This is a genomic window from Streptomyces sp. NPDC019531 (genome assembly GCF_044903305.1).
Lineage (GTDB): Bacteria > Actinomycetota > Actinomycetes > Streptomycetales > Streptomycetaceae > Streptomyces.
In genome coordinates this window covers 33,355-58,651 of the sequence record NZ_JBJDQL010000051.1, presented here as the reverse complement: position 1 = coordinate 58,651, position 25,297 = coordinate 33,355, and the positions used below count along the sequence as shown (strand labels likewise).

The 25,297-nt window shown below is 70.6% G+C and carries 23 protein-coding genes and 2 pseudogenes; 13 read left to right on the top strand and 12 right to left on the bottom strand.

The genetic code is table 11. The features are described from left to right. Positions 1-71 precede the first annotated feature (71 nt). Entirely contained in the window at positions 72-806 is a 735-nt protein-coding gene (locus tag ACI2L1_RS38430; protein ID WP_404744082.1) for a FadR/GntR family transcriptional regulator, read from the bottom strand. 830 nt (positions 807-1,636) lie between these two features. On the opposite strand from ACI2L1_RS38430, the gene ACI2L1_RS38425 reads away from it, so the two are divergent. Both ACI2L1_RS38425 and ACI2L1_RS38420 read left to right on the top strand, forming a co-directional pair. Beyond that, positions 1,637-3,091 carry an amino acid permease gene (locus ACI2L1_RS38425; protein ID WP_404744081.1) on the top strand — a complete coding sequence of 485 codons (1,455 nt, stop codon included), beginning with the start codon at positions 1,637-1,639 and terminating at the stop codon, positions 3,089-3,091. Between the two features lie 287 nt (positions 3,092-3,378). After that, on the top strand, positions 3,379-3,648 hold the full coding sequence (locus ACI2L1_RS38420) for a hypothetical protein (protein ID WP_404744080.1): 270 nt from the start codon (positions 3,379-3,381) through the stop codon (positions 3,646-3,648). 28 nt (positions 3,649-3,676) lie between these two features. On the opposite strand, the gene ACI2L1_RS38415 is transcribed toward ACI2L1_RS38420, so the two are convergent. Beyond that, positions 3,677-5,794 (bottom strand): SpoIIE family protein phosphatase, encoded by a 2,118-nt coding sequence (locus ACI2L1_RS38415; RefSeq protein WP_404744079.1) that lies wholly within the window; start codon positions 5,792-5,794, stop codon positions 3,677-3,679. 188 nt (positions 5,795-5,982) lie between these two features. On the opposite strand from ACI2L1_RS38415, the gene ACI2L1_RS38410 reads away from it, so the two are divergent. Together ACI2L1_RS38410 and ACI2L1_RS38405 are read left to right on the top strand one after the other, a co-directional pair. Further along, positions 5,983-6,927 carry an ROK family protein gene (locus tag ACI2L1_RS38410; protein ID WP_404744078.1) on the top strand — a complete coding sequence of 315 codons (945 nt, stop codon included), beginning with the start codon at positions 5,983-5,985 and terminating at the stop codon, positions 6,925-6,927. A 146-nt stretch (positions 6,928-7,073) separates the two neighbouring features. Beyond that, on the top strand, positions 7,074-9,539 hold the full coding sequence (locus tag ACI2L1_RS38405) for a SpoIIE family protein phosphatase (RefSeq protein WP_404744077.1): 2,466 nt from the start codon (positions 7,074-7,076) through the stop codon (positions 9,537-9,539). 30 nt (positions 9,540-9,569) lie between these two features. Here the strand turns inward: ACI2L1_RS38405 and ACI2L1_RS38400 are convergent, their stop codons facing one another. The 3 genes from ACI2L1_RS38400 to ACI2L1_RS38390 are packed head-to-tail and all read right to left on the bottom strand — an operon-like array spanning position 9,570 to position 12,641. Beyond that, complete coding sequence (locus tag ACI2L1_RS38400) at positions 9,570-10,418, bottom strand: carbohydrate ABC transporter permease (protein ID WP_404744076.1); 849 nt, start codon at positions 10,416-10,418, stop codon at positions 9,570-9,572. Beyond that, positions 10,415-11,356, bottom strand: a complete 942-nt coding sequence (locus ACI2L1_RS38395; protein WP_404744075.1) for a carbohydrate ABC transporter permease — start codon at positions 11,354-11,356, stop codon at positions 10,415-10,417. The genes ACI2L1_RS38400 and ACI2L1_RS38395 overlap by 4 nt, the downstream gene beginning before the upstream one ends. Before the next feature lie 4 nt (positions 11,357-11,360). Continuing rightward, complete coding sequence (locus ACI2L1_RS38390; RefSeq protein ID WP_404744074.1) at positions 11,361-12,641, bottom strand: extracellular solute-binding protein; 1,281 nt, start codon at positions 12,639-12,641, stop codon at positions 11,361-11,363. Between the two features lie 175 nt (positions 12,642-12,816). Between ACI2L1_RS38390 and ACI2L1_RS38385 the strand changes: the two genes are divergently transcribed. From ACI2L1_RS38385 to ACI2L1_RS38375, 3 genes are all read left to right on the top strand, one after another. After that, positions 12,817-14,160 carry a mucin-1 gene (locus ACI2L1_RS38385; protein WP_404744073.1) on the top strand — a complete coding sequence of 448 codons (1,344 nt, stop codon included), beginning with the start codon at positions 12,817-12,819 and terminating at the stop codon, positions 14,158-14,160. A 124-nt stretch (positions 14,161-14,284) separates the two neighbouring features. Next, positions 14,285-14,449 carry a hypothetical protein gene (locus ACI2L1_RS38380; RefSeq protein WP_404744094.1) on the top strand — a complete coding sequence of 55 codons (165 nt, stop codon included), beginning with the start codon at positions 14,285-14,287 and terminating at the stop codon, positions 14,447-14,449. A gap of 14 nt (positions 14,450-14,463) precedes the next feature. After that, positions 14,464-14,631 (top strand): hypothetical protein, encoded by a 168-nt coding sequence (locus ACI2L1_RS38375; protein WP_404744093.1) that lies wholly within the window; start codon positions 14,464-14,466, stop codon positions 14,629-14,631. On the opposite strand, the pseudogene ACI2L1_RS38370 reads toward ACI2L1_RS38375, so the two are convergent. After that, a pseudogene (locus ACI2L1_RS38370) lies at positions 14,610-14,654 on the bottom strand (hypothetical protein); the annotation flags it as partial. The gene ACI2L1_RS38375 and the pseudogene ACI2L1_RS38370 overlap by 22 nt on opposite strands. A 49-nt stretch (positions 14,655-14,703) precedes the next feature. Then, positions 14,704-15,582: a UbiA family prenyltransferase gene (locus ACI2L1_RS38365; protein WP_404744072.1), complete on the bottom strand. Its 879-nt coding sequence runs from the start codon at positions 15,580-15,582 to the stop codon at positions 14,704-14,706. 109 nt (positions 15,583-15,691) lie between these two features. Here ACI2L1_RS38365 and ACI2L1_RS38360 point away from each other — a divergent pair, with 109 nt between their 5' ends. Genes ACI2L1_RS38360 through ACI2L1_RS38350 form a run of 3 tightly spaced genes read left to right on the top strand, consistent with a single transcriptional unit; the run spans position 15,692 to position 18,340 of the window. Further along, positions 15,692-16,768 carry a type III polyketide synthase gene (locus ACI2L1_RS38360; RefSeq protein ID WP_404744071.1) on the top strand — a complete coding sequence of 359 codons (1,077 nt, stop codon included), beginning with the start codon at positions 15,692-15,694 and terminating at the stop codon, positions 16,766-16,768. A gap of 7 nt (positions 16,769-16,775) precedes the next feature. Next, positions 16,776-17,324: an isoprenylcysteine carboxyl methyltransferase family protein gene (locus ACI2L1_RS38355; protein WP_404744070.1), complete on the top strand. Its 549-nt coding sequence runs from the start codon at positions 16,776-16,778 to the stop codon at positions 17,322-17,324. Further along, positions 17,309-18,340, top strand: a complete 1,032-nt coding sequence (locus ACI2L1_RS38350; protein ID WP_404744069.1) for an NAD(P)/FAD-dependent oxidoreductase — start codon at positions 17,309-17,311, stop codon at positions 18,338-18,340. Before ACI2L1_RS38355 ends, ACI2L1_RS38350 begins: the two co-directional genes overlap by 16 nt. Positions 18,341-18,512: 172 nt before the next feature. Here the strand turns inward: ACI2L1_RS38350 and ACI2L1_RS38345 are convergent, their stop codons facing one another. The 3 genes and pseudogenes from ACI2L1_RS38345 to ACI2L1_RS38335 all read right to left on the bottom strand — a co-directional run bounded on the left by ACI2L1_RS38345 (position 18,513) and on the right by ACI2L1_RS38335 (position 20,386). Then, positions 18,513-19,490 carry an AsnC family transcriptional regulator gene (locus tag ACI2L1_RS38345; RefSeq protein WP_404744068.1) on the bottom strand — a complete coding sequence of 326 codons (978 nt, stop codon included), beginning with the start codon at positions 19,488-19,490 and terminating at the stop codon, positions 18,513-18,515. A 195-nt stretch (positions 19,491-19,685) separates the two neighbouring features. Further along, positions 19,686-19,895 (bottom strand): annotated as a pseudogene (locus tag ACI2L1_RS38340) (helix-turn-helix domain-containing protein); the annotation flags it as partial. Then, entirely contained in the window at positions 19,895-20,386 is a 492-nt protein-coding gene (locus ACI2L1_RS38335) for a DUF2975 domain-containing protein (RefSeq protein WP_404744067.1), read from the bottom strand. The gene ACI2L1_RS38335 and the pseudogene ACI2L1_RS38340, both read right to left, overlap by 1 nt. Before the next feature lie 85 nt (positions 20,387-20,471). On the opposite strand from ACI2L1_RS38335, the gene ACI2L1_RS38330 reads away from it, so the two are divergent. Beyond that, entirely contained in the window at positions 20,472-20,885 is a 414-nt protein-coding gene (locus tag ACI2L1_RS38330; protein ID WP_404744066.1) for a hypothetical protein, read from the top strand. Positions 20,886-21,412: 527 nt separating this feature from the next. On the opposite strand, the gene ACI2L1_RS38325 is transcribed toward ACI2L1_RS38330, so the two are convergent. Further along, on the bottom strand, positions 21,413-22,084 hold the full coding sequence (locus tag ACI2L1_RS38325) for an ANTAR domain-containing response regulator (RefSeq protein WP_404744065.1): 672 nt from the start codon (positions 22,082-22,084) through the stop codon (positions 21,413-21,415). A 332-nt stretch (positions 22,085-22,416) separates the two neighbouring features. On the opposite strand from ACI2L1_RS38325, the gene ACI2L1_RS38320 reads away from it, so the two are divergent. Continuing rightward, positions 22,417-23,355 (top strand): anti-sigma factor RsbA family regulatory protein, encoded by a 939-nt coding sequence (locus ACI2L1_RS38320; protein WP_404744064.1) that lies wholly within the window; start codon positions 22,417-22,419, stop codon positions 23,353-23,355. A 24-nt stretch (positions 23,356-23,379) separates the two neighbouring features. Here the strand turns inward: ACI2L1_RS38320 and ACI2L1_RS38315 are convergent, their stop codons facing one another. Beyond that, positions 23,380-24,474 (bottom strand): Gfo/Idh/MocA family protein, encoded by a 1,095-nt coding sequence (locus tag ACI2L1_RS38315; protein ID WP_404744063.1) that lies wholly within the window; start codon positions 24,472-24,474, stop codon positions 23,380-23,382. A 139-nt stretch (positions 24,475-24,613) separates the two neighbouring features. Between ACI2L1_RS38315 and ACI2L1_RS38310 the strand changes: the two genes are divergently transcribed. Next, positions 24,614-25,237: a ScbR family autoregulator-binding transcription factor gene (locus tag ACI2L1_RS38310; RefSeq protein ID WP_404744062.1), complete on the top strand. Its 624-nt coding sequence runs from the start codon at positions 24,614-24,616 to the stop codon at positions 25,235-25,237. Positions 25,238-25,297 lie beyond the last annotated feature (60 nt).

Here is a 25,297-nt window from a genome sequence, read left to right as displayed (position 1 = left end):
GACAACTCCTCGTGCGTGGGGGCGTGATGGGCGCGCGGGTTCTGGAAGGTCGGGCCGGCCCGGACCGGGCGTCAGCGGTGCCGGGAACGCTGGTGTGTCTTCACCGCCTGCACGGCCGGATCGGTCGCACCCCGCCCCAGTTCAGTGAGCAGTTCGGCATGGCAGTGGTTCTGCGCCCGTACCACCGTGGGGTGCGGTGCGGGCAGCAGCAGGCACAGCCGGCCGAGTAGATCAGCGGCGATCTCGCGGATTCCGCCACCGCCGAGCGCCTCCGCGAGGTCCAGGTGGAAGCGGGCCTCCAACTCGGCCAGGCGTGCCTGGTCGTCGGTCAGTTCCATCTCCTCGACCAGCGCCCGAAGCCCTTCCAGCCGCTCGGCCGGGACCTCTCCCGAACTGTGCGCCACGAGCCCGCATTCGAGCAGCAGATGGAAGGCGTCCAGTGAAGCCGCCTCCTCGGCGTCGTGCATCACTGTGACGACGGTGTCCCAGTCCTGCGCGACGAAGGTCCCACCGGCCCGACCGCGCCGGCGGTCGAGCAGGCCGTCCTGGCACATACCCTCCAGGGCGCGACGGACGGTGATCTCGCTGATCCCCAGTTCCTCGGCGAGGACCCCGGCATCCGGGAGGCGGTCCCCCGGCTGCACGGAGCGCAGGCGTACCCGCAGCGCGATCCTCGACCGGACGAGGTCGGATCCGCTCTGGCCCCCGCCGGGCAGGGCGCGGGCGTGTCCCACGCCGGTGAGTGACGTCGTCCGAGCCGGTCCTGGCTGGTTGTAAGGCCCGAACTTGCCCGCTGCATTCACCACGACGCCACCCTAACGGCCTGCTGACCGCGGTCGCGGCCCGCGACGGCTGCGGCCGCCCGACGCGCCAGGTCGGGGCCCGGCGCGTGACCTCGCCGGCCGAACCGCAACCCGTGTCGCGGGTTCGGCCTCACGCCGGTCGGCGTCCTGCGTCGGCTTCTCGACATCCGCCCCCGTGAACGGGAAAGGCCGCCGGTGGTTCCCGCGACGACGCCACGGTGTGGTGCATGGAGGCTCCCGGGGTGCGGGGAACGTAGGAGGAGGTTCCCAATCAGCCCGGAACCGCCGTGCCAGGGCACGGCGCGGGCGTCGCGACGGGGTCGAGGGCCGCGATGCAGGAAAAATTAGAGCAAGATGAACAGTTAAACAAGACCCCGCTGCGACCGGTCCGGAAGCCGGGGGAGAGGGTCGGGCCGGCGGCCGGGTCAGCACCCTCCTGAACAGGGGATTCGTGCCATGGCGGGCGTGTCTGGCGGGGTGTATCGACGGGAGGCGGGTGGGCGTCCGGGAGGCGTGGGAGCCCCCGGGGGACGGCGCGCGGAGGCCTTGGGTGGGCGACCGGACCCCTTGTTTTTTTCGATCGTCGTGAACTATTTTCCTGAGCGTCATCGGGGCGACCGGCGCAGCGGACACCGGTCCCGGCGACCGCGGTCCACCATGCCCGTCCTACGACCGTGATCGCCACCTGCCACCCGTCGCCCACCGCGTCTCACCCGCAGCCCCGCACCTGACCCGGCACCCGCGCACGCCGTGCCCGGCGGAATCCACGCGGCCAACCCCGCCCGATCTCGCCGGAACCGTCCCTTGTCCCCGCCAGTCACCTGGATGTCGAGATGACAACACGTCCCCCTCTTCCCGCTCCCGATACGGTGACCACCACCAAAAGCGCCCCGGAAGGATCCGGCCTGCAAGCCGGGCTGAAGAACCGTCATCTGTCGATGATCGCGATCGGCGGTGTGATCGGCGCGGGCCTGTTCGTCGGCTCCGGCTCCGGCATCGCCGCCGCGGGGCCCGGCATCCTCGTGTCGTACGCACTCGTGGGCGCCCTGGTCGTGCTCGTGATGCGCATGCTGGGCGAGATGGCCGCCGCGAACCCCACCTCCGGTTCCTTCTCCGCCTACGCCGACCGCGCGCTCGGCCGCTGGGCCGGGTTCTCCATCGGCTGGCTGTACTGGTTCTTCTGGGTCGTGGTGCTCGCCGTCGAGGCGACCGCCGGCGCGAAGATCCTGGAAGGCTGGATCCCGGCCGTGCCGCAGTGGGGCTGGGCCCTGATCGTGATGCTCGTGCTGACCGTCTCCAACCTCGCCTCGGTCGCCTCCTACGGCGAGTTCGAGTTCTGGTTCGCCGGGATCAAGGTCGTCGCGATCGCCGCCTTCATCGGAGTCGGCCTCCTGGCGGTCTTCGGGCTCCTGCCGGGCACGCACAGCGACACCGCCGGGCTGTCCAACCTCACCGCGCACGGCGGCTTCCTGCCCAACGGGCCCGGCAAAATCCTCACCGGCGTGCTGATGGTGGTCTTCTCCTTCATGGGCAGCGAGATCGTCACCCTGGCGGCCGGGGAGTCCGAGGACCCGCAGCGCGCGGTCACCAAGGCCACCAACAGCGTCATCTGGCGGATCGGCGTGTTCTACCTCGGCTCGATCTTCATCGTGCTGACCCTGCTGCCCTGGAACTCCCCGGCCATCACCGAGGACGGCTCGTACGTCGCCGCCCTGAACTCCCTGGGCATCGCGCACGCCGGGCAGGTCATGAACTTCATCGTTCTCACCTCCGTGCTGTCCTGCCTGAACTCCGGCCTCTACACCGCCTCCCGCATGGCCTTCTCCCTCGGCCGCCGCGGCGACGCCCCCGCCGCGTTCGGCCGCACCAAGCGTCAGGGCGTGCCGCAGACCGCGATCCTCGCCTCGGTCGTCTTCGGTTTCGTCGCGGTGTTCTTCAACTACGCCTGGCCCGACACCGTCTTCCTGTTCCTGCTCAACTCCTCCGGTGCCATCGCCCTGTTCGTCTGGCTGGTCATCTGCTTCTCGCAGCTGCGCATGCGCCGGATCATCGAGGCGGAGTCGCCCGGGAAACTCGTCGTGCGCATGTGGCTCTTCCCGTATCTGACCTGGGCCACCATCGCCCTCATCGTGTTCGTGCTCGGCTACATGCTCACCGACACCGCCTCCGGCGGCGGCCGGGACCAGGTCGTCCTGTCCTCCTTGGTGGCCGGGGCCGTGGTGGCCTTCGCGCTGGTCCGCAAGCGGCTGCCACGCAAAGCCCGGCAGGACGCGGACATCCCCTCGTAGCGGCCAGGGGCCCGGCCGGCCTGCGCGGAAATGATCCGCTCCGGGGTCACCACCTTCGCCGACCACCGCTTTTTGGCCGCGGAGACAGGACTGCGGGCCGGCGTCGCGCCCATGTACTTCAGCAGCCCGGGGCGCGGCGGCGTTGGAGGAGACGGTGACGTTCGCGCAGGCGTGGCACGGCGGAGCCGACTGCAGGGTGAGCGTCTCGCTCGGGCCCCATGCGCCGTACACCGTGAACGACGACGATCTGCGGGCCCTGCGGACACGCCCGGCGGCCGGGCCTACGGATGCACATCCACGCCGCCGAGCATCAGGAACTGACGCGGTTCAGCCTCCAGTGGCGCGGGATCACCCCGATCCGCGTTCTGCACGAGACCGGGATGTCGGACGCCGGGGCACTGATCGCACACGGCCGCGGCGTCGAGGAGGACCTGCCGTTGCCGGCCGAGCACGCCGCCATGACCGCCGTGGTCAGCTACCCCGAGGTGTACCTCAAGCACGCCCTCCGCCCTCCCCTTCAGCACTTCCTCCACCTCGTCATCACTGTCAGAAGCTGACCGATGCGCGACTCCCGAACACGCGAGTTCAGGAACGTTCCGGGGTGTCCGGAAAGCTCACGAGCTGAGCCAGGAGCAGTGCCACGTCGTCGCGTTCTGTCCCCGGCTCGAGGATGCTCAGCATGCCGTCGCAGGCTGCCTCCAGCGAGGCGTACGGCTGGGCCAGTTGTGAGCGCAGACGCTCAAGCCCCTGGCCGATGTCCTCGCCGCGGGCTTCGATGAGGCCGTCGGTGTAGAGGACGAGGACCGCCCCATCCGCCACGTCGAATTCCGCTTCCTCGAACTCCACACCGCCGACGCCGAGCGGGGCCCCGGACGGCACGTCCAGCAACCGGACGTCGCGGCCACCGTCGGCCGTGGGTTCCGGGCCGATGAGCAGCGGCGGTACATGTCCCGCCCTCGCGATGACGCAGCGCATGCGCGCGGGGTCGTGCACGGCATAGACGCAGGTGGCCATGAGGGCCTCGCCCGGGTCGCTGGTCAGGTCGGCGGCGATGTCGTCAATGTGCCGCAGCAGCCTGGCCGGTGGGAGATCGAGTACGGAGAGAGTGCGCACGGCAGTGCGCAGCAAGCCCATCGTGGCGGCGGCGCGCAGGCCATGGCCGGCGACATCACCGATGACCAGAGCCACCCGTCCTCCGGCGAGTTGTGTGACGTCGAACCAGTCGCCGCCGGCCTCGTTGCCTGTGCTACCGGGGACGTACCGGAACGCGATGTGCACACCGGGCGGTTCGGGGATGTGCTGGGGCAGGAGAGCGCGCTGCAGCATGAGCGCGTCCTCGCGCTGGCGTGCGTAGAGCCGGGCGTTGTCCACTGAGGTGCTGGCGCGATTGGCCAGCTTCATGGCGAAGGCCAGGTCGTCCTGGTCGAACGGCGGGCTGCCTTCTGCCCGGTAGACCACCAGCAGGCCGAGCACGATGCCGCCGACACGTAGCGGCAGCATCATCATCGAGTGGACGCCAAGCTCCAGGGCAGCCCGGATCTTGGGATCGCCCGGGTAGGTCGCGGTCCGCAACAGCACGGGCGAGTCGAGGAGTTGCGGGATGCCGGTGCTCAGTGTCCGGCTGGCGGCCGAGTTCTCCGCGACACCTACCGACTGACCGACGCGCAGCATACGTTCGACCAGGGGGTTGTGCTGTGCGCAGGCGACGCCCAGCTGGATCAGGGGGGTGCGGTGGGTGGGCGGATGGCGTGGCAGCTCCCCTTCGGCGACCACCGACTCGAGCAGGATGACACTGGCGTAGTCGCTGAATCCGGGGACCAGGGTGTCGGCCAGCCGCCCGGCGATCCCGCGGATGTCGAGCAGGTCGGCCACGCGCGAGCCGACATCGTTGAGAAGGGCGAGGCGTTCGCGGACGATCTCGTTCTGTCTGGCGATGCGGCGGCGTTCCGTGACGTCCATGACGGTGCAGCCGACGCCTGTCACTCGATGGTCCGTGCTCTCCAGGCGGCTGAAGGACACGGAGCGAAATCCCTTCCCGTCCGGCCCTGGCAATGTCATGTCCAGCACCGGTCGGCCGGTTCCGAGCACCTGTCGCTGCAACTCCACGAGCCGACGGCCGACAGGGCCGGCGATCACCTCGTCAATGGTGCGGCCCAGGTGTTGCACGAGCGGACGACGGTCGAGCCGGGCCAGCGCCTCATTGGCCCTGACACACCTCAGGTCGTTGTCGAAGATCGCGACGCCCAGTGGGGACGATTCGAAGAGCGATTCCAGGTCGGCCGGGCCGGGCTCCCCGGTGTTCGGCCCACCCGTCTCGGTGAGCGAAGCGTGGACGAACGCCCTGCCGTCGACGTCGACGAGGCGGGACGCCTGTACGTGGACCTGGACGGGGTGGCCGTCGTGGTGGCGCAGTAGCAGGACACCGCTCCAGCACTCGGAGCCCAGCAACTTGGCGAGGATGTCCTCGGGCGCTTCCGCCTCGGTACCGCCCGCGTCCATGAGGCGGTCGAAGCGACGGGCCGGCACGTACGGTCCCGTCCAGCCCAGCATGTCCCCGACCGACCGGCTCCACAGCCTGATGTGGCCGGTGGCGTCCAGGACGACGTCCACGGCATTCGGCACGAGAACCGGGGGTTCCGGCACGCCGCGGAAGGGGCCCGGGTCGTGCTCTGATCCGCCGGAGGCATGTGGTGGGAAGGTCACCCGTCACCTCCCTCCACAGGGGATTCCCCGGCTCGTGCCTCTGATTATCGACCCATATCTTGGGGAATGATAAAAAAGTGCCGCCGCCCCCGTGGCTCGACGCGGCAGTGGCCCCTGGAACCGCTGCAACCCCGGACACCGCCGAAGCCTTGCCGTCGGCGGCCGCTCCGCGGGCCATCGACGGGCCGGTGGACAAGAGGGAGGCCTTGGTGGAGCGCCTGCTCGGCATCGAGATGGGTGTCGACGAATTGAGGTGGGCGCTGATCGTCGAGGGCTCGATCGAGACGAAGGGCAGCTCCAGAACTCCTCGGGCGGGGCTGGTGCATTTGATCGACGCCGTGACCCGGACGACCCGGGAACACAGTCCGGACCGGCTGGGGGTCGCGGTCCCCGGGGACCTGAACCGCACGACCGGTGTCGTCGGTATGGGCAGCATGAACCTTGTCGGTCCGTGGGCCGGCTACCCGCTGCGGGACGAGCTGGCGTACCGGGTCGGATGCCCGACCGAAATTCTCAACGATGCCCGCGCGTTCGGGCACGGCGAACTTGTGCTGGGTGCGGCGAAGGGTTTGGAGAATGTGCTCTTCATCATGCTGCACCGGGGCGGAGTGGGCGGTGCCTACGCCTTCGAGGGGCGGATCCTGGCGAGTGCGGACGACCGACTCGGCGAGTTCGGCCACCTGACCGTGGAGCCTGGTGGTGCCCACTGTCCGGGCTGCGGCGGACGGGGGTGTCTCGAGACCTTTGCCAGCGGCCAGGCCATCGTCCGCCGCTTCCGGGCCCGCTCCAGCTGGAGTCCGTCCGGAGTGACCGCAGTGACCGAGGCCGCCGCGGACGGCGATCAGGTCGCCGTGGCAGTGCTCGCCGAAAGCGGGCACGCCGTGGGAATCGTCCTGAACAGCCTGGCCGCCGCCTTTCCCACCCAGGCCGCGGTGGTGGGCGGCGACATCGCGTCCGCTGTGCTGCCGTGGATGGAGGACGCGATCAGGATCCGGCTCGCCGAGCGTCCGGGCTCGACCTTTGAGCCAGACCTGCTGCCCGCATCGCTCGGCGTCTGGGGGCCCGCTGTGGGCGCCGCCCTGACCGTCGCCCTCCCCTCGTCCTCGACCCGGGGAAAGGAGAGGGAAGCATGAGGCCCGACGAAGCACGGCGAACTGGGGGCGGTGCTGAACCCGTCGCGCTTCCCACCCCGAGTAATAGCCTGGAAGGCGAGGTTCCGATGAGGACGGTGAGGACCCGAGGACACGGTCGCCGATGCCCTGCGGCGAGGTGAGTGACGATGGATTCGTTTGGTGACGCCCCTCCGGGCGGAGGCGGGGGCCCCGTCCGCTGGACGGACGCGGTGGCCGCCGTCGATGCCCGCGGTCTGATCACGGCATGGAGCCCAGGCGCCGGGCAGTTGCTCGGTTACGCGCCCCCAGATGTCATCGGCCGTCCCGCGTCCCTCCTGCTGGCTGGGGATCCGCCCGCGGCTGCCCTGCGGCAAGCGGCCGCGTCGCCGAGCTGGAGCGGCAGGGTCGCGCTGCGCCACCAGGACGGCCGCCACCTGGAAGCGGATCTGCGGGCATGGTCGGCGCTGGATGCCGACGGACGTCCTCAGTGGTTTCTGATGCACTCCCCGGCGCGGCGAAGCTCCGGGAGGGGGCACGACGACCCGCACCTGGTGGAGTGGGCTTTCGCGCGGTCCCCGCTCACTCTGGCGATCTACGCCCCCGACGGCCGGATCCTGCGGATGAACGCCGCGGCACGCCGTCTGCTCGGCTTCGAAGAGGACGACCAGGTGCTCGGGCATGTCGTCGAGGACCTGTATGAGGCTTCCCGGGAGCAGGAGGTGTCGACCGCCTCCGCGTTCTCCGAGGACGTGACCGCGACGATGCGCCGAGTGGCGGTGACGGGTCAGGAGATCCGTTACGACGTCTCCGCTCCTGCGTCGGTCGGCTCCCAGGATCTGACCTGGTGGTCAGTCACCATGTCGCCCGTGACAGATCCGGCGGGCAGGGTGCACGGAGTGTTCACCACGGGATGCGACATCACCGAGCAGTTCGAAGCGCGGCAGCGGCTGGCCGTGCTCAACGAGGCGGGCGCCCGGATCGGTACCACGCTGGACGTGACGGTCACTGCGGAGGAGCTGGCCGACATGTCCGTCCCCCGGATCGCCGACTTCGTCAGCGTCGATCTGCTCGATTCCGTGCTGCACGGCGGCGAGCCGCTCCCGGGCCCGGTCGAGGGCACCATCGCCCTGCGCCGTGTCGCGCACCGGTCCATAACCGAGGGCATCCCCGAGGCCGCCGTCGCGCTGGGCGCGGTCGACACCTACCCGGACTACTCGCCGCCTGCCCGCTGCCTGGCCTCCGGTCAGCCCGTGCTGAGTATGAAGGGAGACGGCGACTTCGACCGGTGGACCCAGGCGGACCCCATCAGGGCCGCCCGGGTACGCGACTACGGCTTCCACTCGCTGATGGCGGTACCGGTGCGTGCCCGCGGCACCACGCTCGGCGTAGCGGTCTTCGCCCGTCGGCGTCCGAGGCCCTTCGCGGCGGACGACCTGGTCCTGGTCGGCGAAATGGTGGCCAGGGCGGCCGTCTGCGTCGACAACGCCCGCCGCTACACCCGCGAGCGTTCCACCGCCCTGACCCTGCAGCGCAGCATGCTCCCGAGGCAGCTGCCGCAACAGGCGGCAGTGGAGGTCGCCACGCGCTATCTGCCCGGCAGCTCCCAGGCCGGCGTCGGCGGCGACTGGTTCGACGTGATCCCGCTGTCCGGCGCCCGGGTCGCCCTCGTCGTCGGCGATGTCGTCGGCCACGGTATCCACGCGTCGGCAGCCATGGGACGGCTGCGTATCGCCGTACGGACGCTCGCCGATGTCGACCTCGCTCCCGACGAACTCCTCACCCAGCTGGACGACCTGGTCATCCGCCTGGCAGCGGAGAGCAGAAGCACCGATGGCGACGACCACGCGGAGCGGGCCGAGGCCGCCGACGACATGGGCGCCACGTGCCTGTACGCGGTGTACGAACCGATCGGCCGTCACTGCACCATCGCCCGTGCCGGTGGCCCGGTGCCCGCACTCGTCAGGACCGACGGCACGGTCGAGCTGCTCAACATCCCGGCCGGCGCCAGGCTCGGCGTCGGCGGCCTGCCCTTCGAGGCCACGGAGCTGGACGTGCCCGAAGGCAGCCTGCTCGCCCTCTACACCGACGGCCTGATCGAGGCACGGGCCGGGAACCTCGACGAGCTGTGCCGTGTCCTGTCCCGCCGTCCCGGGCACTCGTTGGAAAGTACCTGCGACTCCGTGCTCCAGGCGCTTCTGTCGGAGCAGCCCGCCGACGACGTGGCGCTGCTGATAGCCCGCACTCATGCCCTGGACGCGGCCCATGTCGTCACCTGGGACCTGGCCCCGGATCCCTCCGTCGTGGCCACGGCCCGGAAAAGGACGTCCGACCAGCTGGGCCTCTGGGGGCTGGAGGAACTCACGTTCACCACCGAACTGGTCGTCAGCGAGCTGGTCACCAACGCCATCCGGCACGCTCAGGCCCCCATCCGGCTGCGGCTGATCCAGGATCGGTCCCTGATCTGCGAGGTCGCCGACGGCAGCAACGCCGCACCGCATCTGCGCCGGGCCCGCACGTTCGACGAAGGCGGTCGTGGTCTGCTTCTCGTCGCTCAGCTCGCGGATCGCTGGGGCACCCGCCAGACACCCACGGGCAAGATCATCTGGGCCGAGCAGACCCTCCCCGAGGCCTGACCGCCTCCCGCGCGCGGCACCTGCGTTCGCTCACCCTCGCACGGCCGAACTCGCCACGCCCTGCACGAACCAGCGCTGGAAGACCGCGAACATCACCAGCACCGGAGCGACGAGCAGGACTCCGAAGGCCAGGATCTGGCCCCAGTCCGGCGGTTCCTGGCTCTGGAAGACGCTCATCTCCAGCGGCAGCGGCCGCAAAGAGGGGTCGGAGATCATGAGCACCGGCCAGAGGAAGGCTCCCCACTGGGTGAGGAAGGTCAGGACGGCGACGGAGGCGAAGACGGGCCTGGACATCGGGATGACGATCGAGAAGAGAGTGCGCCACGGCCCCGCGCCGTCGATCCGGGCCGCTTCCTCGACACTGCGCGGGATGCCGCTGAAGAAGGCGTGGAACTGGTAGACCGAGAACGCGTTGGCGATGAACGGCAGGGCCAGGATGTGCAACGTGTTCCGCTCGCCGTTGAACAGGTAGAACAGCGGCACCGCCACCGACTCGAACGGCACCAGCATCAGCACCAGCACGATGGTGAACACGGCGTCGCGTCCTCGCCAGCGCAGCCGGGACAGCGCGTACCCGGCCATCGAGTTGATCAGCAGCCCACCCGCGACCACCGCGGTCGCCACGGTGAGCGACACGGCCATGAACTGCCAGAAGTAGCCGGTGCTCTCGGAGGACAGGCTCGCGAACACCCTCTGGTAGTTGCGCAGCGTCAAGTGGTTCGGCACAAAGCCGGAGAAGCCGCTCAGCACCTCGTCCGAGGGCTTGAAACTCCCGATGACCAGGTACAGCACGGGCAGGACGAAGAGGAGGGCGAGAACGCTCAGCGCGAGGTAGTGACCGACGCGGCGCGGCCGCCCGTACCGCCCCCGGCGGCTCACTCCGCCTCGCTCGCGGCGCGCACGACGTAGCGTTGCAGGAGCGTCAGGGCGACGACGACAACGAAGAAGACCACCGTGATCGCCGAGGCCATCCCGATGTTGCCCTGATCGAAAGCGGTGGTGACGGCCTCGTACATGACGGTTCGGGTGGTGTTCTCGTCGAGCCCCCCGCCGCCCCGGATCAGAATGTAGATCTGGTCGAAGACACGGAACGCCAGCACCGACGTCACCAGCGCGACGAAGACCAGAGTGCCCCGAATCCCCGGTAGCGTCACATGGCGGAACTGCTGCCAGCGGCCGGCCCGGTCGAGCTTCGCCGCCTCGTACAGCTCCTCCGGGATCTGCTGCAGTCCCGCCAGCAGGATGACCATCTGGAAGCCCACGCCCTGCCACACCGACAGCACCACCACGGACGCCATCGCGGTGGTGGCAGAGCCCAGCCAGTCGTACGCGGTCCAGTGGCCGAAGGTGACGTACGACAGAAACGTGTTGAGCATGCCCCGGTCGCTGCGGGAGAGGATCAGCCGCCAGATGACGGCGACCAGCGCCATCGGGAAGACCACCGGGACGAAGAAGAGGGACCGGAACACACCGATTCCCCTCAATCTGCGATTGAGCAGCACGGCCAGCGCAAGGGCCAGGCCGGTCTGCAGCGGGACGGCGGTTGCGGCGAAGATGAGATTGTTCAGCAGCGCCCGCAGAAACGGCTCCGACAGGTCGGGGTCCGTGAACAGCCGCCGGTACTGCTCCACTCCGAAGAACTCCGGCGGCCGCGGGGAACCGAGCCGCACGTTGTAGAAGGACAGCACCACCGCGTATCCGAAGGGCACGCCGACGAAGGCGACCAGCCCGAAGAGGGTGGGTGCCGACATCAGCAGGCCGGGCACCCGGTCCCGGCCGCCCGGGTGCCCCGGTGCGCTGCCACGGGCCGCCCTCACCCGCTCAGTTCAGCTTGTAGTCGTCGTTGTCGGCGTAGTCCCGATCGATCGCACGGGCCGCCTTGGACAATGCGGACTTCGGGTCCGCGCCTCCGTAGATGGAGTTCACCGCCGAGCTGAACTCGCTGGTGATCACCGGGTAGCCGGCGGTGACCGGCCGGGTGACGGCCACACAGGACTTGGTGATGTCCGAGTCGCCGCACGGCTTGTCGAGCTGCTCGGCAAACAGCTGCAGCGGACCACCGGACTTGTACAGCGGGCTCGTGGCGAGCACGGAGTCGGTTCCCGGCGGCGCGCCGTTGACCTTGGTCATCGCGGAGACGTTCGCGTCGTTCAGCAGGTAGTCCAGGAATTTTCCGGCTGCCTTGCCTTTCTGGGTTTCGGCGCCGAGACCCCAGGCCCACGAGCCCTGTCCGGTCTTGGGCCCGTTACCGAAGTCCGGCAGCGGCATGATGACGAGATCGGAGCCCAGAGCCTTGCTGTACGCCGGGTAGAGCCAGTGGCCGACCCAGCTCAGCGCGACCCGCCTGCCCGTCATCGCGTTGCCGTCGGTGTTCGGGTCGACGTACGCCTTCCAGGACTGGAACTTCTGGAACGCCGCGGCCGCTTCGGGTGTGTCCATCACGCCGGTGGCCTTGTTGTCCTGGATGAGCTTGCCTCCGGCCGACCAGAGGATGGGTGAGAAGCCGTACGTCCCCCATTCGGTGCCGAGGCCGTCGGCTTCCTGGATGTCCAGGACCTTGCCGTCGGAATCCTCGGCGGCGAGCTTCTTCAGCACATCGGCGAACTCGTCGGCGGTCCACGCGTCGGACAGACCCTTCGGGTAGTCCACGCCGGCCGCGTCCAGCAGTTTCTTGTCGCCGTACAGCCCAAGGGCGGAGTCGTACATGCCGAGCCCGTAGAGCTTCCCGTCCGCCGTGCCCTGGTCCTTGATCGCGTCGGTGGCGTTGTCGACCGTCTTGGACGAGACGTACGAGGAGATGGGGGTGAGTTTCTCGTTGTAGACGAAGTTCGCCATGGTCGGACCGTCGAACTCCAGGACGTCCGGCAGTTGCGACGCCTCGGTGGCCGTGACGGTCTTGGTGTAGTCGTTGGCAGGAATGAGCTTCAAGCTCGCCCTGACCTCGCTCTGCGAGCTGTTGAAGGATCTGACAACGTCCTGGAGAACCCGGTTCTCACCCTCCTGGCCCTGGTGCGCCCAGATGGTGATGTCACCCTTGCCGCTGCCGCCTTCGCTGCCCGTCGAGTCGCCTCCGTCTCCGCCGCACGCGCTGAGAGCCGTCACAGGAAGAACCAACGCCACACCCAAGCAGGCGACCCGCCACCTACTACGACCGATCACGATGAGCCTCCCGAGGTTTTATCCGTAAATATCATGCTAGATGTAGGTGAGTCTTCGGCAGTAGAGGCTGATGCGCGCGTCGGCGCGCGGGTCAGCACCACAGCGATGGGAACCACGCATGCGCTACGCCCCGCCCGGCCTCTGCGTGAACGACTTCGCCGTCATGTCCGACGGGGACGTCTACACGGTGCTCCATCTGCAGGGCCCCTGGACGGATCGCTTCGACCACCTGCACATGGAAACCTCGTACGGCCGGGCCACCTCCACCGATCTGGTGGCCTGGGAGCCGCAGGGCACCGCCTTCGGCGTCGGACTGCCCGGCCGGTTCGACCAGCAGGCCGTGTGGACGATGCATCCGTTTCCGCACCGGGACGGGCTGGCGATGTTCTACACGGGCGTCGAAGGGCTGACGTCCAAAGGCTGGCCGCTGCAGTCCGTGGGACTGGCGTTCTCCGACCGCAGGGACGGGACCGCCTGGCGGCGCCACGGCACTGGTCCGGTGGTACGGGCCGACCCTCGCTGGTACCGGACGGGCGAAGCCATGGGCTGGCGCGATCCGTTCGTGGTCCGCGACGACGCCGGAACGGGCTGGGCCATGGTCCTCTGCGCCAGTGACGCGTCCCTGCCCCTGGAGGTCAGCGGGTGCGTCGGCTTCGCCACCTCTCCCGACCTGACGCACTGGCAGGTGCACCCGCCGCTGCTCTCGCCCGGCGACATCGACCAGTTGGAGTGCCCGGTGCTGGAGCGGACGGCGGACGGCTGGCTGCTGCTCGGGAGTCTGGGCTACGCCAACCGGTTCGACGCCTGGTCGGCGCCACGGCTTCAGGGACCGTGGGAGCATCTGGGCCCAGTCGGTCCGCCGGGCGCCTACGCTCCCCGGGTGATCACGGCGCCCGACGGTGCCAGGGTCGTCCTGCACACCGCCCCCCGCCGGGTCGGTCTGCGGGACTCAGGCGACCTCTGCCGCGGCATGCTGGCCCAGCCCAAACTGCTGACGGTCGCACCTGGTGGTGCCGCCGGCGCCGTGGCCCGGCTGGAATGGTGGAGCGGCCTGGACGCCTGGCTGGGTGAGCCCACGGATCGCCCGGTCCCACACGCGGCCGGGGACATCGACATCACCGGCCGGACCGAGGTCGTCCTGCGCACGGACGACGACCGACCGGCGCTCGCGGTCCACTGCGACGAGCAGCGCGTATGGGTGGCCGGACCCGGTGGATCCCCGCTCCAGGAGACGGTGCTCGCACAGCCCGCCCGACGGCTGCGCATCCTGACTGTCGGCGAGTACGTCGAGGTCTACGCGGACGGCGTGTTCGCCCTGATGGCCATGTGCTACTCAGGTCGATCCGTGAGCTGGACCGCAACCGCCGACGGCGGCGTCCGCCCCGTGCCGGTGCGCCCCGTCCGGCTGCCGAGCCCGCACCGCGACGACGCCTCGGCGATCTGGCCGGGCACCACCGCGTGACCTGACGCGCACGACGCGCAGGAATGCGCACTGCTGCCCGGAGTGTGACAGGCGCCCGTTCAGGCACTGGTCGTCGAGAACTCGACCCACGCGCCACTCCGCGCGCGTTCTTCATGCCAAAGGGATGCCCCCTACGACGCGGGGAGCCGAGAAGGTACGTCTCATCACCGAAGTCGGCGACGATCTCCAGTCAGCCGCCGAGCGCCTTCACGTAGGCCGCAAGGGCGGGTGGACCAGCGCCAACGACTGGAAGGTACGGGTCTTCCTGGTCGACCTGCGCGCGAAGTGACCTTGTCATCAACGGTGGACGGACCCCTCGCGGGCAGAGGAGTTGACCCGCTTGAGGAGGGGCTGGGCGCGGGGCTGGTGGTCGCGGTGCCGCTCGGGCCGACCACGTCCCAGGCGCCTCCGAAGGCCGTGCTGCCCTGGCCCGTGGTGTCACCGGGCTTGGCGTCCTGGGAGAAGCGGTGAAGGAGGTGGCCGTTGTAGGTCACCCGACTGGTGGGGTCCTTCTCATCGACGCACGATCGAGGCGATGTCCCCTCACGCGAGGCGCGCGCCGCGGAGGAGCAGAAGGGCGACGTCGGAGGCGGCCAGACCCAGACAGGCGAGGAAGGGGGCCCGGCTCCGCCCGGTCGGCCACAGGGCGACGGTGAGCGAGAGCGCGCAGGTCGCGGCGAGCCCGGCTCGTCCGGGAATGCCGACGGGACCCGCCGGGCCCAGGACCAGCACGGCCGAGCCCGCGGCGAGCGCCGACGCCGCCAGCGTCCGCGCGCCGCGGAGGCCGCAGCGTTGGGGCAGGCCGCGGATGTTCACCGCGAGGTCGTCGTCGATGTCCGGCAGGACGTTCGCGGCGTGGGCGCCCACCCCCAGCAGCGCGGCGCCAACCGGCGCCCACCAGTGCGGCCATGGGCCGCCCGGCAGGGAGAGGGTGACGAACGCCGGCAGCAGCCCGAAGGCGACCGCATACGGCAGCCACGACCAGACGGTGCACTTGACGCCGAGGTTGTAGCCCCAGGCCGCGGCCACGCCGATCAGGTGGGCGCCGCCCGCCTGCCACCCGTTCGCGAGGGAGAGCGGCACACAGGCCATGAAGGCGCAGCCCGCCGCGATCGTCACCGCCCGCACCGAGGCCGCTCCGGTCGCCAGGGGCTTGTCGTGCCGCGTGGCGGCCACGTCCCTGTCGACGTCGATCAGGTCGTTGCTCCAGCCCACCGACAGCTGACCGGTGAGCACCGCCGCCGCGATCAGCACCGTACCCGCGCCGCCCCGCCCGGATGCGGCGGCCAGCGCGGTGACCACCGCGGTCACGGCCGCCGAGGGCGCGGGGTGGGCAGCCTTCAGGAGGCCGATCGCGCGTGCGGTTCCGCGGCGACGAGGCCCCGCGGTGGCCGGGATCGGCGACGTCTCGACGCTGTGCACGCCCCGAATGCTAGGCGCGGTCGGTTTGCTCCCACAGCTGCCACACCTACGAAATGCCGTTGATGTGTGTCTTATAAGGATTTTTATAGATCATCACTATTCTTGCCGAATGACGCGTATCGCCGCTGTCCACGGAGTGCTGCCGGCTCACCGCTACCCCCAGCGCGAGATCACCGATGCGCTCGCCCTGATGCGCCTTTCCGGAGCCGGTCCCGCGGAGCGGGACCGTGGTGTGCTGGACCGGCTGCATGCCACAGCCTGTGTCCGCACCCGTCACCTCGCCCTGCCGCTGGAGCGGTACGCCCTGCTGGACGGCTTCGGCCAGGCCAACGACCTGTTCATCGAGGAGGGTCTGCGGCTCGGCGAGGACGCACTGCGAGCCGCCCTTGACCAGGCCGGGCTCGTCCCGCACGAGGTGGATTTCGTCTTCGCCACCTCGGTCACCGGGATCGCGGCCCCGTCACTGGAGGCCCGGCTGGCCGGACGCCTGGGGCTGCGGCCGGACGTGAAGCGCGTGCCGGTCTTCGGCCTGGGCTGCGCCGCCGGCGCCGCTGGGCTGGCCAGGGTCCACGACTATCTGCAGGGCCACCCGGACCAGGTCGCGGTGCTGCTTTCGGTCGAGCTGTGCTCCCTCACCCTGCAGCGCGGTGACACCTCCGCGCAGAACACGGTGGCCGGTGCGCTCTTCGGAGACGGTGCCGCCGCGCTGGTCGCCGTCGGCCGGGGCCATCCCCGCCTCCAGGAGTACGCCGGACCTCAGGTGGTGGCCACCCGCAGCCGCCTGTACCCGGGCACCGAGGACGCCCTCGGCTGGGACATCGGCGACAGGGGTTTCACGATCGTGCTCCGCGCCGAACTGCCGGAACTGGTCCGGCTCCACCTGGGCGAGGAGGTGCGCTCCTTCCTGGCCGCACACGACCTGAAGCCGGACGACATCACCGGCTGGGTCTGTCACCCCGGCGGCCCCAAGGTACTGGAGGCGCTGCAGGAGACACTCGGCCTCGGACCCGACTCGCTGGAACTGACCTGGCGCTCCCTCGCCGAGGTCGGCAACCTCTCCTCCGCCTCCGTGCTGCACATCCTGCGCGACACCCTGGCCCTGCGCCCGCCCCCGGCCGGCACCCCCGGCCTGCTGCTGGCGCTCGGGCCGGGCTTCAGTTCCGAACTCGTACTCCTGCGCTGGTAGGTGACGGATGACCGGCTACACCGTGCTGATCCTGCTGGTGGCCGCCGAGCGGCTCGCCGAGCTCGTCGTCGCGCGCCGCAACGCCTCCTGGAGCCGCGCGCACGGCGGCGTGGCGTACGGGGACGGCCACTATCCGGTGATGGTGGCCCTGCACACCGGACTGCTGGCCGGCTGCCTCGCCGAGACCTGGCTCTCCCCGCGACCCTTCCAGCCGCTGCTCGGCTGGCCGATGCTGGCCCTGACGCTCGGGGCGCAGGCGCTGCGCTGGTGGTGCATCAGCACCCTCGGACCGCGCTGGAACACCCGCGTCATCGTCGTGCCCGGCCTGCCGCTGGTCAGCGCCGGTCCCTACCGGCTGCTGCGCCACCCCAACTACCTCGCCGTGATCGTGGAGGGACTCGCCCTGCCGCTGGTCCACGGGGCATGGCTGACCGCGACCGGCTTCACTCTGCTCAACCTGCCCCTACTGACCGTCCGGCTCCGCTGCGAGAACGCGGCACTGACCCGGTCCGCCCTGCCCCCGGCCCCCGCGACTCCGCCATGCTCGACCTGCTGATCGTCGGCGGTGGGCCGGCCGGACTCGCCACCGCGATCCACGCCGCCCGCGCCGGACTCGACGTGGCCGTGGCAGAGCCCCGCCCGACGCCGGTCGACAAGGCCTGCGGCGAAGGGCTGATGCCGGGCGCGGTGCGGGCCCTCGCCGAACTGGGCATCGCCCCGCCCGGGCACCCCCTGCGCGGCATCCGCTACCTCGACGCCGAGGATGACGCCCGGCAATACGCCGAGGCGGGCTTCCGTCACGGCCCCGGCCTGGGCGTGCGGCGTACGGACCTGCACGCGGCGCTCGCCCGGCGGGTGGCGGAGCTGGGCGTCCCGGTACATCCGGTCAAGGTCGATCCGGTGACGGTCCGTCAGGACACCGGCAGCGTCACCGCAGCCGGGTTCACAGCCCGATATCTCGCTGCCGCCGACGGCCTGCATTCGCCCGTCCGCCGACACCTCGGCCTGGACCTGCCCGACCCGCGCCCGTCCCGTTACGGGCTGCGCAGACACTTCGCCATCGCGCCCTGGACCGACCACGTCGAGGTCCACTGGTCCGCGCGAGCCGAGGCCTACGTCACCCCGCTGGGTCCCGAGTTGCTCGGCGTGGTCATCCTGACCGGCGAGCGGGCACCGTTCGACGTGCAACTCGCCGGCTTTCCGTCCCTGGCCGCCCGCCTGCCCGCGCACGCCTCCTCAGCCGTCCGCGGTGCGGGACCACTGCGGCAACGGGTCCGCGGCCGGGTGGCCGGCCGAGTTCTGCTGGTGGGCGATGCCGCCGGATACATCGACGCGCTCACCGGCGAAGGCATCTCGCTCGCCCTGGCCGGTGCCGCCCAGCTCGTCCGCTGCATCCGAGGTGACCGACCCCTGGACTACGAACACGCCTGGCGCCGGGCCTCCCGCCGCCACCGTCTGCTCACCGACACCCTGGTACGCCTCCGCGCCCACCCCCGACTCACCCACCTGGTCGTCCCCACCGCAGTACGCCTGCCCTCCCTGTTCGCGGGGCTGGTCAACGGCCTGGCCTGAAGCCCGCTCCGGCGGCTGCCCTCGCCGGCCCCCAGCCGGGGTGGGTGCTCACGGGTCGCTGCCGGACAAGCCGCCGAAGGTGGCTGTGCGAGCGGGCGGACGCCGAAGCCGGGACGCTGATGGGCCGCAGGTAATGGGAAGTCCGCCTGGGCCCCTCGCCCAGGGGGTCGGCTCACAGGCTGCCGGGGCGGATCAGGCCGGTCCGCTTGACCCCGGACAGGATGGGCGTGACCTCGATGGTGGAGATGTGTTCCAGGGCACCGAGGGTGTCGCTCATGAAGTGGTAGAGGGCGTTGAGGTCGGCGGCGGCGACGGCCACCAGGAGGTTGGCCGAGCCGGTGGTGGCGGAGGCGAAGCGGACCTGCGGGTGGCGGCTGAGCTGCCGTCCCGTCTCCTCCAGGCCACCCGGGGTGACGGTGATCCACAGGAGTGCCTCGGTACGGATGCCCAGCCGGGCCAGGTCGACCTCGGTCGCGAGCCTGAGGGCCTGGCCGTCCAGCAGCGCCTCCAGCCGACGACGTGCGGTCAGGGGAGTGGTGTCGGCACGGCGGGCGAGGTCGGTGTAGGAGGCGCGGCCGTCCTCGACCAGCGCGGCGATCAGCTGGTGGTCGAGGGGCAGGAGGGTGGGGCGCGCGGGCTCGGCGGGCGTGTCCGGGCGGAGGGCGGCCAGTTCGGTCTCCGAGAGCAGGCCACCGCTCCAGTCGAAGGCGGCCGGGAAGACCCGTAGAAGGACGTGAGAGGTCCACGACTGGACCGCCGGAGTGGCGGGGAGGTCGCGCAGCAGCAGGTTGTTGCGGGCGTCCGGCCCGTCCAGGAACAGGATGGTGCAGATCTCGTCGCCGCCGCCGAGGACGTCCACCCAGACGGTGTCGGGGCGGCGGGCGAGCGTCGCGGCGATGGCGCTGATCCGGTTGGGCTTGCAGCGGATGCGCAGGGCCAGCGGGATCAGATCGGGGAAGTACACGGGGTTGCGCACGGCCGTGGCCCGCAGCGTCCCGTCGTGGAACAACGGCGCCGCCCGACGTACGACGGTGCGCTCCGAAATCCCCAGGACGCGGCCGACCGTGCGCCATGAGGCACGCGGGGCGGCCAGCATCGCGGCGGCGATCCGACGGTCCGTCCCATCCAGATGGTGGCGCACTTTCTCCATGCGGCAAGACTCTATGTCCGTTGATCGCGGTCGGTAATGCACACGGAGGCGTGCGCTCCGCTCGGCCGCCGGTCCGTCTCACCGGGGCGAAGCCGCCGAGGAGTTGGCGCCCTCTGCGCCCGCCGTGCCCGCCGTGCCCTCTGCGACCGCCGCGTCCTCTGCGCCCTCTGCGCCCGCCGTGCCCTCTGCGACCGCAGCGTCCCCCGCCTCCCAGCGCAGCAGGTCGCCCGGCTGGCATTCGAGTACCTCGCAGAGCGCGGCGAGGGTCGCGAAGCGTACCGCCTTGGCGCGGCCGTTCTTGAGCACGGCCAGGTTGGCGGGCGTGATGCCCACGCGGTCCGCGAGTTCGCCCACGGACATCTTCCGTTTGGCCAGCATCACGTCGATGTCGACGGCGATCGGCATCAGATCACCTCGTCCAGCTCGGCCCGCATCCGCGACGCCTCGACGTCCCGCGCCACGGCCTGGGCCAGCAGCATCCGCAGGACGAGCACGATGAGCGCGATCCCCAGGATGCCCAGGCCGATCCCGCCCATGATGACGGTGACACCCGGGTCGTCCCGCTGGCCCGGCGCGTTGACGGCCGTGACCGCGAACCACAGCAGGGCGGCCGCCACGATCGCGCCGATCACTCCGTCCACGTACCGGAAGGCGGCGTGGGAGAACACGGTTCCGCGGCGCACCATCGTCACCAGCCGCCCTACGCACACCACCGCGACCTGGACCGACACCATGCCCAGGATCGTGATCACGCGCAGCGTGGTCAGCGGGAGCGACCCGTCCTCCGGGTCGTTGCCGGTGACCAACGTCCACACCATCAATGCCTGGACCAACACGGTGCCGATGAGCACCACCCCGAGCACGGCGCGCAGCGCACGCACGGTCAGCTTTCCCACGAATCCATCCTCCCATCGACTTGCGATGGGAATCTATCGACTTTCGATAGCCTGAGCAAGGCGTTCCGGATGCTGGGCGAAGCCGGTGAGCCTCGCGGTGGCGCGGGCCCGGCGGAGCGCCACGATCGCCCCCTTGCGGCGCTGGATGCGCGAGACGGCCGGGATCCGTCAGTCCCGTCTGCTCGACGCGCTCATCGTCCCCGTCATGAACGCGGCCTTCGCCCCCGCCCACCTCGATCCCAGGGTCGAACTGCGCCTGCTGGAAAGGCTCTCGCCCTCCACGGTCGAGGTGCTCGCGCCGGTCAGGCTCGGCATCCCGCCCCGCAGCGAGGAGGTGCTGACCCCGGCGCAGGCCCGCGCCCGGCACGGTTACGCCAAGCCCGCCGAAGCCCATCTCGGCCTCCGGGCCCGGCAGTCCGCACGGGTCTTCGGCGACGGTGCGGCACCCAGCGACCAAGGGCTCATCGACTCCCAGGAGATCCTGGGACCTCTCTCGTGACGCCGGCCACTCGTCAGGCGCGGGCCGTGCGGGCCGGCTTGGCGAGCGGCCGGAACGGGACGCCGAGGAGCATGAACAGGCGGTGCCGAACCAGTGGTCCACGGCGTCCGGCACCGCCTGCGCGGATCCGGGTTCGGTGACTTCTGCCCGACGTACGCGGCCGTCGGGTGCTCCGGTGTGCGCCTCGCGCGCGGCCGGGTGTTCCTCCGGAGCAGGCTTGATCGGGCGTTCCCGGGGGTAGTTCTCCTCCCCCGGGAGTAGCGCGAGGGTGGGCAATCGTCCCGGGGAGGCAGGGCAGGTGCCTCCGTGGGCACGATGTGCGGGCGCGTCTCGACGGCGAGGCTGGTCCGTGTCGGGGAACAGAAACCAGGCCCTAGGAGGGCGCCATGAACCGCCAGATCCGTGTTCGTGTCAGCCGTCGGCCCTCGTCCTCCCGTGACACCCGGCAGTCGGAGATCGACCGCAGGACGCCGTCGGGGCGATTGCTGCCGTACTGATGCCGGCCCGGCCGGCGTCTGACGTCCGGATCAGTTCAGACACCGGTCGATCGCCGTCCGCAGCGCCTCGCGCAGCTCGGGAGGCGGCAGCGGGCTGCCGCCCCCGGCGCCGGCCGTGACCACCGCGGCGACCTTGCGCAGCTTGGTGTTGGAGAGCTGGGAGGCCTCCCGCAGAACGTTCCACGCCTCGTCCGAGGAGCAGGCGTGGGTGGCCATCAGAACCCCCCGTGCCTGGTCGATGACCGGGCGGGTGACGATCGCCCGGCGCAGCTGCTCGACCTCCGTGCGCAGCAGGTCCAGTCGCTGCGTGGGCTCCAGGACGACCACGGACGGCACGGTCTTCTGGCGCGTCCCGGGGCCGTGCAGCGGGTCCTCGGGATCCAGCCCTGCCATCTCCAGGACGCGGCGCGGCTGGCCGTTCCAGCCGGTCGCCGTCACCGGCACGCGGCGGTGGCGGCCGTAACTGTCGAGGACTTCCAGGAACTGCAGTCCCGCCGTGTCCATGAACAACACGCCGGCCATGTCGAGGTCGACCCGGCCGGTGTCGTCCGGAAGCCCGTTCAGGGTGCCGGTCAGGGTGTCCGCGCAGCCGTGCACCAGTTCTCCGCGTGGGACGAGCACGGCTCGGTCCCCCTCCACGCGGTCGTCGATGGTCAGGGTGTTCAGTCGCCCTGTGAGCGATGTGTGTGCCGCTGAGCTCATGTTCGCCTCGCTGCTCCCCACAGTCGTCACGACGTTGAGTCACCGATCGCCGCCGGTCTCCGGCCCGGGCCATGGGTGTGGCCGTGCGTGGTCCGGCGGTGCTTGGATGCGCCTGCCCGGCACGGCGAGGACTACACCCGGCCCTTCGGGGAATGACTGGCGCCCCCCGGGGGTAAACGCGGTCTCGTCCAGGTATCGGCGGGGAGACGTTTCGGGAGGGGAGACGTATCGGAGGAGAGAGAGTCCGGTCAGCAGTGGGGAGTCGGTGTGGACATCCGGCACGAGGCGCCACGGCGCCGCCTTCCGGCGAGCGGGAGCGCGGTGACGCCGTCATGACCGCCGAAGCCGAATCCGCGGGTCCGTTCGTGCATCCCGCGTTGTTCTACCGCGACGAGCGGGAGTACCTCGCCGGCGTGGTGCCGTTCGTACGGAAGGCGCTCGCCGCCGGGGAACCGGTGGCCGTCGCCGTGCCCACCGAGAACCTCCGGCTGCTGAAGGCGGAGATCGGCGCCGACGCCGCCGTACGCTTCCTCGACATGCGCGAGGCCGGGCGCAACCCGGGCCGGATCATCCCCGGTGTGCTGCGCGCCTTCGCCGACGCCCAGCCGCCCGGCACCCCGGTGCGGATCGTCGGCGAGCCGATCTGGGCCGGGCGCTCGGCCACCGAGTACCCCGCCTGCGTCCAGCACGAGGCGCTGATCAACGCGGCGTTCGAGGGCCGTAGCGCCACCATCCTGTGCCCGTACGACACCCGCCGCCTCGATCCGCAGGTCGTCGCCGACGCCTACGCCACCCACCCCGTGGTCATCGACGCGGATTCCGGGCGGGAGCGGGCGAGCGGACAGTACGACTTCGAGGCCGTGCACGCCCGCTACAACGAACCGCTGCCACCGGCACCCGACGTACCGGCCCACACATTCGTCGCCGACCTGCTCGGCCAGGTCCGGCACCTCGCCACCGACACGGGCGCACGGCTCGGGCTCCTCAGGCCCCGGCTCGACGACCTGGCTCTGGCCACCGCCGAACTGACCACCAACAGCGTGCTGCACGGCGGCGGTTCGGGGGTGCTCCGGGTGTGGGCCGAGGACGGGTACGTGGTGTGCGAGGTGCGTGACCAGGGGCGCCTCACCGACCTGCTGGCAGGGCGCCGGCCGCCCGCGAGGGCTCAGCAGGGCGGCCGGGGCCTGCTCATCGTCAACCTGGTCGCCGACCTCGTCCGTGTGCGCACCGGGCCCGAAGGCACCACCGTCCGCTGCTGGTTCGCCCGTTGACAGGTCCCCTCGCGGAGCGTGCGCTCAGCCCAGCCGCACCCGACTGCCGCTGCGCGCCGAGAACTTGACGGCGTCCAGCAGCCGGTGTGTACGGACGGCGGCGGCGAAGTCCGGGCCGAAGTCGCCGCCCGTACGGATCGCCCGGGCCAGGTCCGTGTACACCTGGGCGACATTGCTGACCGGCGACGGGTCGCCCAGCAGCGGCCGGTACACGTCGGGGACGGGGACCTCCCGCGCGGGGGAGCCGTTCGCCGTCTCGTGGGTCAGCGTGAACCGCGGGCCCACCAGCGAGTCGTCGGACGACACCAGGACGAGCCGCCCCGTCCGCCCGTGCACCTCGATCCGGAAGCCGTCACCGCGCGGACCGCCCGTCATGAAATGCGCCGAGGCCGCCGCACCCGACTCCAGCAGACCGCCCAGCACGATCTGGTCCGGCGAGGTCACCTCGACCTTCTCGCCGGTCTCCGCCATGGTGATCCGGTCGATCCGGGTCGCCAGGGTCGCCGACACCTCCGCGAAGTCCCCGACGGCGTACTGGAACAGGTCCAGGGAGTGCCCGCCCACCACGGCGAGATGGTTGACGCCCTTCGTCTCGTCGAACAGCGCCGCGTACCGCGTCGACCACACATCGGGCGTGGACAGCGAGTACAGCAGGGAAGCCGACAGCACCTCGCCGACCAGCCCCTGGGCCAACAGGTCCCGCAGCAGCCGTACTTCGGGGTGGTGCCGGCTCTGCAGCCCCACCGCGTGCCGTACGCCCGCCGCTCGTGCCGCCGACTCGAAGCGCTCGGCGGTCGCCGCGTCCGGTGCCAGCGGCCACTCGCTGTACACATGCCGGCCCGCGGCGATCGCCGCCTCCACCAGCCCGTCCCGGGAGGGGAGTTGGACGGCGACCGTGACGAGATCGACGTCCGGGTCGGCCATCAGCGCCCGGGCGTCGTCGTACCACCTCCTCGCGCCCCACACTTCGGCGGCGGCCCGCGCCGACGCCACGGTCGTACCGGCGACTGCCGTGACCTCAAAATCGTTTAGCGCCCTGAGTGCCGGGAGATGGATGTGGAGACCCCATCCCCGCTCGGCGTGCGCGCCGATGACCCCCACCCGGATCCTGTCCGCCATGTGAACTCCAACTCCCCCTCGCCGCACCGGATGTTTCCCTGATCCGCCGAGAAAAGTACCAGTCGGTTGGTTTTTTTGTTGAGAGGGAAGGCAGACTGATCCAGAGAGCTCGTCGTGCACACAGGCAGGGGTTGGACGCATGGTCAGGCAGGAACGCGCGGAGGTCACCCGGTCGGCCATCCTCGACGGGGCCGCCCGCGCCTTCGACGCCGAGGGGTATCACGGCACGAGTCTGGGCGACATCGTCAAGGAGGCCGGGGTGACGAAGGGCGCGCTCTACTTCCACTTCGGCTCGAAGGAGGAGCTCGCGCAGGCCCTCATCGACGAGCAGTTCTCCGCCCTGGAGCCGGTCACGGAGGCTGGGAAGCCCGGGGTGCAGACCGTCATCGACATCGTGCACTCCATGGCCCGGCGACTGGTGGCCGACGTCCGGGTGCGGGCCGGCATCCGTCTGGTCATCGACCAGAGCTCCAAGACGGGCATCGTCAGCGAGCCGTACACCCGCTGGATCGAGCTCTTCCGGGAGTGCCTGGTCCAGGCGCAGCGGCGCGGGGACGTCAAGGCGGACCTCGACCCCGGCCGGGTGGCGCGGCTGATCGTCGGCTCCTGGACGGGACTGCAGCTCAGCTCCCAGGTCCTCAGCGGGCGGGCCGATCTGACCGAGGAGACGACGCTCATGTGGGAGATGCTGCTGCCGAGCATCGTGCCGCCGCGCAGGATGGAGCGGTTCCGTCCGGAGGGCAGTGTGCTGGAGACTGTCTGACGACACTTCAGCATTTTGTCTTGCGAGGAACCCCAGGGCTTCGGACCGGGGAGGAATCGC

Bases quoted from the DNA above. Each gene is read 5' to 3' on its own strand.
- ACI2L1_RS38315 (WP_404744063.1), bottom strand. From the start codon at position 24,474: ATGGCGGACAGGATCCGGGTGGGGGTCATCGGCGCGCACGCCGAGCGG.
- ACI2L1_RS38405 (WP_404744077.1), top strand. From the start codon at position 7,074: ATGGATTCGTTTGGTGACGCCCCTCCGGGCGGAGGCGGGGGCCCCGTC.
- ACI2L1_RS38325 (WP_404744065.1), bottom strand. From the start codon at position 22,084: ATGAGCTCAGCGGCACACACATCGCTCACAGGGCGACTGAACACCCTG.
- ACI2L1_RS38355 (WP_404744070.1), top strand. From the start codon at position 16,776: ATGACCGGCTACACCGTGCTGATCCTGCTGGTGGCCGCCGAGCGGCTC.
- ACI2L1_RS38350 (WP_404744069.1), top strand. From the start codon at position 17,309: ATGCTCGACCTGCTGATCGTCGGCGGTGGGCCGGCCGGACTCGCCACC.
- ACI2L1_RS38420 (WP_404744080.1), top strand. From the start codon at position 3,379: ATGCACATCCACGCCGCCGAGCATCAGGAACTGACGCGGTTCAGCCTC.
- ACI2L1_RS38345 (WP_404744068.1), bottom strand. From the start codon at position 19,490: ATGGAGAAAGTGCGCCACCATCTGGATGGGACGGACCGTCGGATCGCC.
- ACI2L1_RS38380 (WP_404744094.1), top strand. From the start codon at position 14,285: ATGCCCCCTACGACGCGGGGAGCCGAGAAGGTACGTCTCATCACCGAA.
- ACI2L1_RS38310 (WP_404744062.1), top strand. From the start codon at position 24,614: ATGGTCAGGCAGGAACGCGCGGAGGTCACCCGGTCGGCCATCCTCGAC.
- ACI2L1_RS38385 (WP_404744073.1), top strand. From the start codon at position 12,817: ATGCGCTACGCCCCGCCCGGCCTCTGCGTGAACGACTTCGCCGTCATG.
- ACI2L1_RS38320 (WP_404744064.1), top strand. From the start codon at position 22,417: ATGACCGCCGAAGCCGAATCCGCGGGTCCGTTCGTGCATCCCGCGTTG.
- ACI2L1_RS38360 (WP_404744071.1), top strand. From the start codon at position 15,692: ATGACGCGTATCGCCGCTGTCCACGGAGTGCTGCCGGCTCACCGCTAC.
- ACI2L1_RS38425 (WP_404744081.1), top strand. From the start codon at position 1,637: ATGACAACACGTCCCCCTCTTCCCGCTCCCGATACGGTGACCACCACC.